A 12,276-nucleotide genomic window follows, 5' to 3' on the forward strand; every position below is an offset into this window, starting at 1 on the left:
ATACAACGAACCAGATCGTACTTCCATTCTTCGAAGCAGGTCAATCTGGATCATGCACGCCACTGAACTCGCCCAGAACATCGACGATATCAAATCGGCTTCGCTGATCGTTTTGTTTGGCGGTGAGTTGCACCTGAAGTCAGAGTCGCTGGCGATTATCTGCAAAGATATCCTCGGAACTGCCCCGGAGGACTCGCTGGGGCTGACGCGGTTTTCAGGAAAAGAGACGGAATTTCGAACGGTTCGAGATGAAATGCAGACTGTCTCGATGTTTTCAACTTCGAAGGTTGTCCTCGTGGAGGACGCCGACGATTTCGTCTCAGCGAATCGCCCTGCCCTCGAGAAGCTGGCCGAGAAAGCTCCCGGAAAATCGAAGCTCATTCTTGATGTGGCGAAATGGCCGGGAAACACAAAGCTGGCGAAAAAAACCGCGAAGTCCGGACTCGTCGTCGAGTGTGCTGAACTAACCGGCGGACGTCTCAATTCCTGGCTGGTCGGGAGAGCGAAGTCGGAATACGAGAAGCAGTTAAGTCGTGACGCAGCCCAGTTGATGGGAGAACTGGCGGGGACCGGGCTAGGATTGCTTGATCAGGAGTTGCAAAAGCTCAGCTCTTACGTGGGCGATCGAACACAAATCGGCGTGGATGACGTCAGAAAACTTGTCGGCGGCTGGAAGGCTGAAACGACGTGGACGATGATCAACGCCATTCGAGATGACCAGATCGACACTGCTCTGAATTGCCTGGCGAAGCTGCTCCACGCTGGAGAAGCCCCTCAGAAGATTCTGGGCGGAATCAACTTCGTCTTTCGAAAGTTCGCCGAAGCGACCGAACGGTCACGGCAAGGAGCAACGCTTTCAAGTGCCCTCAAGGAAGCGGGCGTTTTCTTTCGAGATATCGAATCGGCCGAGCGCTATCTGCGCCGAATTCGCCGTCCGCGCGCTGAGCGGATTCTTCAGAAACTCACAGAAACCGACTACGGATTAAAGGGCGGCAGCATGCTCGCAGCTCCACTTCAAATGGAATCACTCATCCTGTGGCTGACCGGTTGCATAGACGACCCCGAGTGAAGCGAATCAGCGCGAGGCAATTTTGCTCAAACCGTCCGCAAGAGCAAGCGCAGCGTCCATCAAATGAGCAGAGTACAAGCGAGTGCACCGCCCCCGTGCTAACGGGTTAGTCGAAGAATTCGTCTGCGGGATCGAATTTTGGCATCACCATGTTGATGATTTTCATCTGACCGATCGCGCGATGCCTCGTCCCTGGCGGAATGAGAATGCACATTCCGGGACGGATCGGAACCTGCTCGTCATTGAGCTGCATCTTCGCATCCGGCCCGCACTCAAGAATGTAGTACGTTTCGGTGTGATGCTTGTGGTAGTGAACCCGCGCATCATCAGCGATTTCGGTCACGTGCACGGTCGCGGGATAGTCTTCCACATCCGCAAAGGCTCTGCGGGCTGTTCCGCAGGGGCATGGGGTTCCGGGAAGCGTTGAAAAGTCCACGATCTGATAAGAACTTTCGATCGATTTCACTTTCGATTCTCCTGAGATTCAAACAAGCGCACGAAGAGTTATGCGTTCGTGGACTTCGAGGGCATGCGGCCTGGATCGCTGAGATACAGAGTTAAGACGGCCAGATCTGCGGGGGTAATGCCGCTGATTCGACCGGCTTGCGCGACGTCACGCGGTTGAATTCGAGCGAATTTCTCGCGAGCCTCTTTGCGAAGCTGTGGAATCGCGGCGAAGTCGAACGTCGTTGGAATCGTCATATGTTGGGACTTGTTCTGTCTCGCAATCTCTTCCTGCTGACGCTTGATGTAACCGCTGTATTTAGTTTCGATTTGGACCTGCTCTCGAGCGCGATGACTCGTTGGAAGTTCCGCGAGTTCGGAGGACATCTCGCAGAGTTGCTGCCATTCAATTTCTGGTCGGCGCAACCATTCTTCGAGGGTATTGCCTTGGTGCCGAACCGATCGCAGGACTTTCTCAGCTTCGGCGATTTCGCGTTCGTACTGCTCCAGTTGATCTGAACGCTCTTTCGTGACGAGACCGATTTTCTCTCCGATTGGAGTCAAACGGCGATCAGCATTGTCCTGACGCAGCAGCAGCCGATATTCCGCTCGCGAGGTGAACATTCGGTAGGGTTCGTCAACGCCTTTGGTGACCAAGTCGTCGATCAAGACACCGAGATAAGCTTGTGCCCGGTCGAGAATGAACGGGGGCTTCTCTGCCAGTTTTAGAGCTGCATTGACTCCGGCGATCAGACCTTGCCCGGCTGCCTCTTCGTAGCCAGTCGTCCCATTGATTTGTCCGGCAAAGTACAAGCCGGCCACTCGTTTGGTTTCGAGAGTTCGAGTGAGCTGTGTCGGCGGAGCGAAGTCGTATTCGACCGCATAGCCGTATCGCATGATTTCTGCGTTTTCGAGGCCATCGATCGACCGGATCATAAGGTCCTGAACATCTCGCGGTAGACTGGTCGAGATTCCGTTGCAGTAATACTCGAGCGTCTGTCGACCTTCCGGTTCAAGAAAGATCTGATGCGAAGACTTGTCCGCGAATCGGACGACTTTGTCTTCGATTGATGGACAGTATCTTGGGCCGGTCGAATTGATCTGTCCGCTGTACATCGGAGCACGGTCGAGGTTGGCACGAATCGCATCATGGACTTTCGGATTCGTAGCTGTCAGCCAGCAGGGAATCTGCTCCTGCTCAATTCGATCTGTGAGATACGAGAACGGTTGCGGCTCGGCATCGCCGTCCTGAATTTCGAGTTTCGAAAAGTCGATCGTGCGGCCATTGAGCCGGGCCGGCGTACCGGTTTTGAAGCGTTCGAGTTCGAATCCAAGACCGACAAGGCTGTCGGACATTGTTTTCGTCGTCCCTTCACCAGCACGACCGCCTTGAGTTTTCGCCTCGCCAGTATGCATGATCGCTTGCAAAAACGTCCCGGTCGTGATGATCACCGCAGGTGCGTGATAGACTGCTCCGCCACGTACTCGGACACCCGTAATGCGCGGCCCGTTTGTGGAGTCGACTTCCAGCCCTTCCACCATTTCCTGACGGAGAGAGAGGTTGGGTTGTTCTTCGACGCGGAGCTTCATCAAGAACTGATAAGCTTTTTTGTCGGCCTGAGCGCGCGGCGACCACATGGCCGCTCCTTTTCCGCGATTCAGCATGCGAAACTGAATTCCGGTCGCATCGATGACCTTGCCCATTTCGCCGCCGAGTGCATCGATCTCGCGGACGATCTGCCCTTTCGCAACTCCGCCAATGGCGGGGTTGCAACTCATTTGTCCGACCGTGTCGCAGTTCATCGTCAGCAGTGCTGTCTTCGCTCCCAGACGTGCGCTCGCAAGCGCAGCTTCGGTCCCAGCATGCCCTGCCCCGATAACAATAACGTCATAATTGTACTGCGATGGAATCATAGTCATTGAAAATTGAGAGCGATTTGCCCTCTCCTGTACACTGCGTAGAACGACTTCTTTCGACGAGTCGAACGTGCCGCTGGAGCGTCTTCCCAGTCTGTTTTGTAAACGCTTGAAGATCCTGAAAATGAATTAATCGAATTTCAGAAGTTGAACGATTCCCTCAGCAGGACGAGTTCGCTTGCCTGCCCGATGGACCTCTCGATCGGCGAAATAGAAGAATCCGGAAGGCATCCACGGAAGTAGTAAGGCTTATTCATCAGCCTCATCTGATCCATGGATTTCCTCGGATTTGAACGGTTCCTCTCTTTGGAATGTCAGACCGTTCACGAGGAATTTTCCGCGATTCATTCTCCCCGTCAACTCACCTTTCATCCCAACTTCGGCAAACTCAGGATCTGTTTGGACGACGGTCACTTGGTAGTCGCTCTCCAAGTTGATCGCTGGGTAATTTCCCGGAACGCTTAACGCGATCATCGTGTATTCTGGATATTCGGGATTGGGCTGGGTCGCTTTGATCTGTCCGAGGATTTTGAATGCATTCTGGCTTTGGCCAGCTTCGGCGGGAGCTTTCACAACCATTCCCCGGGGAGGACGAAGCCCTTTGCGGGGAAGCAGGACACTGACGTTCTTCACGTAAAGCGAACCGTTTGAAAGTACAGCATCTGCACCAACGTAGGCTCCTTCCCGGATGAAGCCGTGGTCTCCGGGAGCCCGTACTTCGAACTGAATTTTGGGCGTGACGCGAATCTCATGAGCTTCCCCGTTTTGATCCGTTACAACGAGAACTTTCGACTTTCGCTCTTCTTTGATCTCCGTAATCTCTCCTTGAAGCACCGTCGGCATCGGCCCAGCATTTTGAGCTGTCGCTGTTCCTGTCCAGCCAACCGTCAGTGTCAAAAGGGTCAAAAGACAAAGCAGACGCATCGATTCACCTCGAAAGTCAAATTCAGTTGAAACATTTCCGAAAACTGCATGTCACTCGAATGAGTCAGCGAAAATACTATTCGGCGGTTCGCATTTCGATACCGCTCCCCACCTCGAGGAGCATTGGGGTTTCGCACAAACAACTGATCAAAGTTGGAGACCTTCAGTTGGTTTGGCGAGTCTTTAACCGCAGTCACGGTTCGAAAAATCGTAACAAATCGCTGATTCGCTGTCGCGTTCCGGGTGCGAATTGACCGAGTTTCACGCGCAGCGAGATTGTTGTCAGCGGTTTCTCAGACAGCTACTCTGTGATTGTTGAACACTCACCTCAGATTGCCGAGAGAAAATGTCGTCTGCTCAGATCATTGACGGAAAAGGAGTCGCAAGTCGATTGCGAGAGGAACTGGCCCAAAAAGTGGCGGAGTTTCAGCAGTCGAAACAGGTGCAGCCTCATCTCGCAGCTGTCCTCGTGGGCGACGACCCCGCCAGTGCGGTTTACGTTCGAAATAAACAGCGAGCCTGCGAAAAAGCGGGCATTCGAAGCACTCTGCACCGCCTGCCAGCGGAGACTTCGCAATCGGAACTTCTCGAACTTGTTCACTCCCTCAACGAACAAAGCGACGTTCACGGCATTTTGGTTCAATTGCCGCTGCCTGATCAAATTGACGAGACGACTGTGCTGGACGCGGTCACGCCTCTCAAAGATGTCGACTGCTTTCATCCGGAAAACGTCGGGCTGATGGTGCAGGGACGACCTCGATTTCTCCCCTGCACTCCTGCAGGATGTCAGGTTTTGATTGGAGAGTCAGGCACGCAAACTTCGGGAGCACATGCTGTCGTGGTGGGCCGCAGCGAAATTGTCGGCAAACCGATGGGAATGATGCTCGTTCAGAAGGGAGACCTGGCCAACGCCACGGTCACAATCACGCACAGCCGAACACGCGATCTGACCGAGATCACCCGGCAGGCAGATATCCTTATCGCAGCGATCGGTCGGCCGAATTTTATCACTGGCGAGATGATCAAGCCGGGAGCTTGTGTGATCGATGTCGGAATCAATCGGGTCGGCGATCAGCTCGTCGGGGATGTCAACTTTGACGAAGCAGTTTCCGTGGCTGGAGCAATCACTCCTGTCCCTGGCGGTGTCGGACCGATGACGATTGCCATGCTCCTTCAGAATACGCTGACGGCTGCCATCCTCCAGACGCAGGCACTTTCTGAGTAGAGTGCTCTTGAGCCCAAGCTGGCACGTCTGAGTCCGACTGTGGAACAGCCACAGCGCCCGCAGGCGACACTCCCTGATGGCCAGTTTGAAACTGCTGCATGTCCGGAGTTGGTGCGTTCAGTCGGCGTTTTGAGTCGTAAGGAATGTTGCCGGGCTCTTCGAATCCAGCTCTTCCCAATGCCTGAGCTGATTGAACGGGACTGGTCTGTGCGTGGTCGATGACCGGCTCGGCATTCAGTCCCATCGCCTGTCGACTCATTTGTCCAATGTCTGCGACTTTGCCGCCCTGGAAGTTGGGCATCTGCCAGAGTGCAGTCGTCGACGCAAAACTCGCTGGGTTCACTTCCGGAGAGCCGAGCGAAAGGCGAACTTGCATGTTCGCTTCGGGAATGGAGATTCGAACCTGATTCGGTAGCTTCGAGCCGTTCGACATCTCCTGATAATCATCCAAGAGTGCCTTGGCGAGAACGGTGCCGTCGAGTTTTCGAAGAATGTGTGACTCAATATTTCCGGTGCAGGTATTCACACGGATGACTCTTTCGACATGCTGTCCGGTCGGCGAAGTTGAGACTGAGACAAGATCGAGGAGCAATTCCCGTTCGCTCGGCTGTTCCAACTCGAAGTTGTCACCGTTGATCGGGATGACTCCCAGCACTTCCATCAACCATTCTGGTTCGACATTGATGGGAAGCTGAAGATGTCGCAGAGCCAGGGAAGTATCCTCGTGTCGACATGTCACGACGCCCGCTTGCTGTTTTGTCCAGACCCAGAATCGATCGGAGTTCGATCCGAAGTCGACCTCTTGTCCCCCAGCTGGATTCGAGACAATCACACGCAGATTTCGCGGAGCGCTGACGGCGATTGAAGCTGGCAGTGGAAGTGGAATTCCGGAGACGCGGACCGAAGCATTGCTGGACTTCCAGCCCGACACACCGGGAGATGTATCCGAACCCTGAATGTTTCGATTCAAGTGTGCGACGAGTTCATCTTTGGAAATGGTCTGTTCCAGCACACACTCCTGCGGGAAAAATCGCGAGAGAGGGGAGGAATGACAACCGACTGCAACAACAACGATGCAACAGGTCGCGATCGCACTTCGAATTGCGAAGAAGCTGTTGTTGTCTGCTTTGTGACTCGTCATGTGGCATTCCCTCATCATGCGGCATTCCATTGTGAAGAGAGTTGCTCATTCAGAGCCGACTGGAGTTGGGTAAGCTCCGCTTCAGGAATCTGTTGATCCCGAACTTCGTAAGGACCTTCTCCACGCACTCCGGAAAGTTGCAGATACTCAATGTCGTCGCGAACCGTGGAGCCGTCGAGTTTTAAGCGGCGCCGTTGTAGCAGCGACAGCGCTAAGACGTATGTCAGCTTCTGCTGCTGCGGGTTGGTTTGATCGACGATTTGTTCGAAGTATTGCAGCAGTGATTCAGGATCGATCGCGGAAACGGATTTCTGCTCCGGTTCTGGAACAATGCATTTCCAAAACCCGATTCCGCCTTCAGGAAGTCCGTTCCAGCCTGCCTGGCTGTAGTCTTCACGATCGTAGCTGCCATCTTTTTCGATCAGCGCGGAGTAACAGATTTCTCCCGGAACCAGCGGTTCTCCGGTTCCAGCGCAGGTCTTACTGATTGGCTTAAAACGATAGTCCATCGGGGCGGGAATAGATGGGGTGTTGCGATCGAGGAAAGTGCTTTTTAAGAATGGAAACGGCAACCTTAGATGATTTTTATCATTGGGCTCAATATGAGTTTTTAACGATTCCAGTGTGCGTCTAACGAGCGAATCGCGTCGTGCCTCAACTCCATCGAATGGTCGAATTTCAGGAGGGAATGATTTTTCAAGAGTACTTTGAAACGGAGAACCGGAGTCGCCGCGGACAAGTGAAATTCCTTGTGCGATTGCGTTTTCTGGACTGCAATCGAACTGGCAAAATCGACCGAAAGTGGTCTTTACTCAAATTTGACTTATGACATAGTCTCCGCGCCGCTGGCCCGAAATCGAGGTAGTGATGGTTCACTTCTCTTCAGTCAGCAGACGAAACAGATCTGCCGATCACGGAAGGGTCGGAACAGAGAATACCCTCGACCTTGTGGAAGGAGTCCCTCATGAATCGCTCTGCAATCACCACTGCTGTCGCCATCGTCGCAGCTTTCTCCGTTGGCCTGACATGGTCCTACTTCACGAACAGCCGAACCGGTGGTGTTGCTGTCGTTGACCTCGACGAAGTCGCCAAGCGACTCGGACGTGACAAAGAAATGACCGATTCCCTGCAAGCTCAAACGGGCGAACTGCAGGAAGCTCTCTCAAAGATTCAGGCAAACGCGACTCAGCAACTCGAAAAAGTTCGTGCGAGCCTCGGACAGGAAGTCACCAACGAAGAAGCACAGCAATTCGTTCGCCTTCGCAACAAAGCACAGCTGACACTCAACGAATTGCAGCAGCAGGCTCGCGTCCGAATCGGACAATCGCGCCAGCAGCTGATCAGCGAGTTTCGCCAGCAGACTCAACCCGTCGCAGCCAAGATCGCTAAAGAAAAAGGCTTCGACACAGTCGTGACTCGTAACGACACAGTCGTTTTCTCATACGACAACTCGGTTGATATCACCGACGACGTTGTGAAACTGATGAGTGCTGAATTCCCAGCTTCTGCGAAGCCACTGAAACCAGCTCCACAAAAGCAAGCTGCTGCAGCACCACAAACCGAAACGAAAACTGAATCGGCGACAGCTGCTACGGAAAACAAAGAGAGTGTGACTGAGTAATTTCAACTCACGAACCACTCGAGCGATCAATCAGAGAATTCTCTCAACGAGACCTGATTGGAGCGACTCGAAAACAAACAAGACTTCGGTGAGCGCCTGATCTGGCCCACCGAAGTCTTTTTGTTTTTATTCAACGCTTTAAAAAGTAACAATCTGGTTTGAATGGTCTCGCAATAGATCAAATCGCATCGAGACGAATTCGAACCCTAGTCGGAGTTCGATTCTGCTTCCCAGATATTGACGCTCTCTTCACCGTCAGAATTCGCTACGCATCCTGGCTGAAAGTCTTCAGGAGTGCGGGCCAGAATCCGCAGCCAAATCGACTCTCCGCGATAGATTCCGGTCAGAGAGACATGAGCGGAAAGCTGATCGTCATCAGCCATCGGATGCGCCTGCCACGAGTACGATTCGACTTCGTCGAGCACATCCAGCAAGCCGAGAATGTCAACGTAGAATCGTGATTCAATCCGCTCGCCGTCGCGAGGTCCGCCCACAATTTCGGTCGGAGAGATGAACAGCGTGATTTCATGATCCGGTTCGTCGAAGAAGTAATGACATCCAATTGGAACGTCTTCATCGATGAGTTGGATGGCCTTTACCGATCTCTCCACAATCTCCGTAACAATCGGGGGTCTGGACGACATGAACACACTTTCAAGGGGCAATACAACGAGGGTCGCAATCCGGCAACCCGAAGGGATGATGACATGGTCGAAGTGGTATCTCAGCACGTAAGTTGACCACTCCAATCTTGCATGGCGGCACATCATGTGCCATTTTCACATCAATCAGCCTCTCGCTGAGTGCAAACTCGCCTGCACTGCACAACACCTTGTTTCATAGCACCTTACGACGTTCCCGATGTTCGCACAGCGACTTCTTCAAACCCTCGATGATGCCACACCTTCAGAATTCTGAACGTTGAACTACCGCAAATGTTTCAAGAATTCAACTCAACCTTACAAGATCGCCGAGCGAAAACCGGTCTTGCGAGCCCGTCACGGAACCGCGTGAACCATCATCAGGTTTTTCCCGACATCGGACCAGTCGGTCGTCCCGACGATGGCAATTCGGTCACCTGAATGTAGAAGTCCTTCGGACATCCCCCATCCGATCGCGAAGTCGCGCATTTGGGTCGGTGTCTCATGGCCAATATCAGTGACCACGGTATGCACACCCCAAGCGACTGAAAGCCAGCGGGCTGTTTGCGGATCGTCTGTCAGTGCAACAATTGGAACGGGGCTGCGAATCTCGGAGATGGCGAAGGCTGTCTTCCCCGAGCGAGTGAGGACAAAGATCAGGTTCGCACGAATCTCTTCCGCAGCATGAATCGCCCCGAGCGTGACCGCTTTGGTCAATTCCGTCGCGGGGTTTCGCGAAGACCGTCCCATGGGCAGATCTTTGTTCGACGGAACAAGCGGTTCAATCTCACGAGTGATCCGACTCATCATGCTCACAACTCGGGAGGGATGTCTCCCGACAGCGGTCTCGGCTGAAAGCATGACGGCGTCTGTTCCATCCAGCACGGCGTTGGCGACATCGGTCGCCTCAGCTCGGGTTGGCAATTCATTCTGCTGCATGCTTTCCAGCATTTGTGTGGCTGTGATCACGGGAACACGTCGTCGATTGCACTCTTTGATGATCCGCTTTTGAAGTGCTGGAACGCGCACGATATCGACTTCCACTCCGAGATCACCGCGAGCCACCATCACGACGTCGGTTTCGCTGAGGATGTTTTCCAAGTCATCGACAGCTTCCGGTTTCTCAATCTTCGCCACGATCAATGGTCGAAAATCGGGGCTGAATTTTTCGATTCGTTCACGCAAGCCAGCGACGTCAGCTGCTCGACGAACAAAGCTGAGGCTGATGAAGTCGAGGCGATTTTCCAGCCCCCACTGCAAATCATCGAGGTCTTTCGGAGTGAGACTCGACAGCTGAAGCTGACTTCCCGGGAGATTGACACCCTGTCGACTGAAAATTCGCCCCGGTTGTTCGACCTCGCAAACAATCCGATCGGGCTCTTTCTCAACCACTCGAACCGAAACGATTCCGTCGGCCATCAGAATTTGATTGCCGACCTGCAGATCATCGATCATGCCGGGGTAAGTCGTCGTGAGGATGTTGGGATCGCTGGATGGGATTTCGCGTGCGAAATAACACAATTCACCAGCCTGCAGAGCGAGCCCCTCATCCGGAAGTTCTCCCAATCGGAGTTTCGGGCCTGCGAGGTCGCCAAGTATCCCGATCGATCGTTTGAGTTCTGCCGAGAGCTCGCGAATCGACTTCACAACGTCAGCCATCACGTCGTAGCGTCCATGGGCAAAGTTCAGGCGGAAGATGTCGACTCCTGACAGAATCAACTTGTGGAGTCGATCGCGATCCTGGCTGGCGGGGCCAACAGTCGCCACGATCTTCGTCTTCGTCAGCACCGGTTCCAAATACTGCGTCATGATGCTTCTGCCATTTCTAATTTCAGATCCAAAAGCAGGAGAGCGAAGAAACGTCCGTGAAGCTCAGTCGATCCGAGATTGCCTGAAAGGTCAGCCTCAGAGAAAGTCGTGAATGCTCGAATGAGTTCATGAAAACCAGTTCGCCGAAGTGCTTTGAGAGTTGCGATGCGAGCGGCTCGTGCTGAATGCTGTCTCGTACTGTATTGTGCAGCGAGGACGACCTGAAGCGAAAAGAGTCTCTCTTTAGCTGGGATTAACCATCGTCGATGAATTACACTCGCCCTGTTCGAGAATCCGTTTTGCTGTTCCGAGGAGAGTTCGCATGGGAAGAAAGATCGTCGGGGTTCTCGGTGGACTGATCGTGGGCTTCGCCTGGAACATGGCCCTGGTCATCCTCTCTTCGTATCTATTTCCCCCTCCTGCTGGAGTTGATTTGAACGACGCAGAAGCATTCGCAGCCTACGTCGAAACTCTCCCGATGACCGCATTCCTGATCGTGCTCGTTGCCCATGCTGGGGGAGCGTTCGTGGGTGGATACATCTGCGAAATGATCGTTGGACAGAACTGGCTCGCCGGACCGATTTGTATCGGAACCCTCACACTACTCGGGGGCGTGACCAACCTAATGATGATCTCTCACCCAGTCTGGTTCGCGATTGCCGACCTCATCCTGTATCTCCCGGCAGCAATCTTCGGCGCGATTGTGGCAGGGAAAAGTCACCCTTCGCAGCCTGTGACGAGTGAACCGGAGAGCATCGCAACAGATGAGTAGGGACGGATCTCGCTCGTTGACTGAAGAAAGACGATTCGCTCTTCGCGCGTTCAAAGGTGATTTCGACGGCTTTCGCAACTCGGGCGAAGCCGTTGGGCAACTGGTGAAAGAAAAAGTGGAGTGGGCCTGTAAGCCGGATTCTGTCGTGAGTGATCATTTCTCTGGGATGATGATTGCTCATCACCTCGGCGCAACCGACCCGGACGTAAACCGAGGCGGACAACCTCGGGTTCAACGAGTTTCCTCGCTGAACTTCGCCCTGCTTGGTCTTGCTCCTGGTGGGGTTTACCGTGCCAGAATCGTCACCGATCCCGCGGTGCGCTCTTACCGCACCGTTTCACCCTTACCTGTGCTGTCGTGAATCTCCTCCAGCGAAGGGAGTGTTTCCCTCAGCGAAGAAAGTTTCGGCGACAGCCATCGGCGGTCTGCTCTCTGTTGCACTTTCCCTATCCTCACGGACGGTGGGCGTTACCCACCACCATGTCCTGCGGAGTCCGGACTTTCCTCCATCTCCAGATCAAAAAGTCTGGATGACAGCGATCACTCAGCCCACTCCGTGAGCAATTATCTCGATTTCTGTCCATTCTGGACACAGCATCGCCGCCCTAATTGCAAAGAACCGTCGAGGAAATGGAAAGCATTCGCCTGAATCCCGGCGAACTCGGCTTGATTTCCCTAAATTCCGGCTTTAGGGGCGTATTGACCGCATTAGA

General features: G+C 53.6%; 11 protein-coding genes and 1 other RNA gene. 4 read left to right on the forward strand and 8 right to left on the reverse strand.

Features of this window, described 5'->3' with window-relative positions; translation table 11 throughout:
- Positions 1-52 precede the first annotated feature (52 nt).
- Positions 53-1,069, forward strand: coding sequence for a DNA polymerase III subunit delta (gene holA, locus AB1L42_RS16415; RefSeq protein ID WP_367058164.1), 1,017 nt, complete (start codon positions 53-55; stop codon positions 1,067-1,069).
- Between the two features lie 106 nt (positions 1,070-1,175).
- On the opposite strand, the gene AB1L42_RS16420 is transcribed toward holA, so the two are convergent.
- The 3 genes from AB1L42_RS16420 to AB1L42_RS16430 form a co-directional block, all read right to left on the reverse strand.
- Entirely contained in the window at positions 1,176-1,535 is a 360-nt protein-coding gene (locus AB1L42_RS16420) for a cupin domain-containing protein (RefSeq protein WP_367058167.1), read from the reverse strand.
- A gap of 38 nt (positions 1,536-1,573) precedes the next feature.
- The gene (gene mnmG / locus AB1L42_RS16425) at positions 1,574-3,427 is read right to left on the reverse strand and encodes a tRNA uridine-5-carboxymethylaminomethyl(34) synthesis enzyme MnmG (protein ID WP_367059058.1); all 1,854 of its coding nucleotides are present in this window, start codon (positions 3,425-3,427) and stop codon (positions 1,574-1,576) included.
- Positions 3,428-3,679: 252 nt separating this feature from the next.
- Complete coding sequence (locus tag AB1L42_RS16430) at positions 3,680-4,354, reverse strand: hypothetical protein (protein WP_367058170.1); 675 nt, start codon at positions 4,352-4,354, stop codon at positions 3,680-3,682.
- A 346-nt stretch (positions 4,355-4,700) separates the two neighbouring features.
- Between AB1L42_RS16430 and folD the strand changes: the two genes are divergently transcribed.
- Positions 4,701-5,579, forward strand: a complete 879-nt coding sequence (folD, locus tag AB1L42_RS16435; RefSeq protein ID WP_367058177.1) for a bifunctional methylenetetrahydrofolate dehydrogenase/methenyltetrahydrofolate cyclohydrolase FolD — start codon at positions 4,701-4,703, stop codon at positions 5,577-5,579.
- On the opposite strand, the gene AB1L42_RS16440 is transcribed toward folD, so the two are convergent.
- On the reverse strand, positions 5,479-6,720 hold the full coding sequence (locus AB1L42_RS16440) for a hypothetical protein (RefSeq protein WP_367058182.1): 1,242 nt from the start codon (positions 6,718-6,720) through the stop codon (positions 5,479-5,481). The genes folD and AB1L42_RS16440 overlap by 101 nt on opposite strands.
- Positions 6,721-6,734: 14 nt before the next feature.
- Positions 6,735-7,229, reverse strand: coding sequence for a hypothetical protein (locus AB1L42_RS16445; RefSeq protein ID WP_367058187.1), 495 nt, complete (start codon positions 7,227-7,229; stop codon positions 6,735-6,737).
- Positions 7,230-7,684: 455 nt separating this feature from the next.
- Here AB1L42_RS16445 and AB1L42_RS16450 point away from each other — a divergent pair, with 455 nt between their 5' ends.
- The gene (locus tag AB1L42_RS16450; protein ID WP_367058192.1) at positions 7,685-8,341 is read left to right on the forward strand and encodes an OmpH family outer membrane protein; all 657 of its coding nucleotides are present in this window, start codon (positions 7,685-7,687) and stop codon (positions 8,339-8,341) included.
- Positions 8,342-8,547: 206 nt separating this feature from the next.
- Here the strand turns inward: AB1L42_RS16450 and AB1L42_RS16455 are convergent, their stop codons facing one another.
- Both AB1L42_RS16455 and pyk read right to left on the reverse strand, forming a co-directional pair.
- Positions 8,548-8,985 (reverse strand): hypothetical protein, encoded by a 438-nt coding sequence (locus tag AB1L42_RS16455; RefSeq protein ID WP_367058195.1) that lies wholly within the window; start codon positions 8,983-8,985, stop codon positions 8,548-8,550.
- A 354-nt stretch (positions 8,986-9,339) separates the two neighbouring features.
- Positions 9,340-10,791, reverse strand: a complete 1,452-nt coding sequence (pyk, locus tag AB1L42_RS16460) for a pyruvate kinase (RefSeq protein WP_367058199.1) — start codon at positions 10,789-10,791, stop codon at positions 9,340-9,342.
- A gap of 322 nt (positions 10,792-11,113) precedes the next feature.
- Here pyk and AB1L42_RS16465 point away from each other — a divergent pair, with 322 nt between their 5' ends.
- Positions 11,114-11,563 (forward strand): hypothetical protein, encoded by a 450-nt coding sequence (locus tag AB1L42_RS16465; RefSeq protein ID WP_367058203.1) that lies wholly within the window; start codon positions 11,114-11,116, stop codon positions 11,561-11,563.
- Between the two features lie 113 nt (positions 11,564-11,676).
- Here the strand turns inward: AB1L42_RS16465 and rnpB are convergent.
- Positions 11,677-12,119: RNase P RNA component class A (gene rnpB / locus AB1L42_RS16470), an RNA gene on the reverse strand.
- Positions 12,120-12,276: the final 157 nt, after the last annotated feature.

The sequence above is a fragment of the Thalassoglobus sp. JC818 genome, assembly GCF_040717535.1.
Classification (GTDB): Bacteria; Planctomycetota; Planctomycetia; order Planctomycetales; family Planctomycetaceae; genus Thalassoglobus.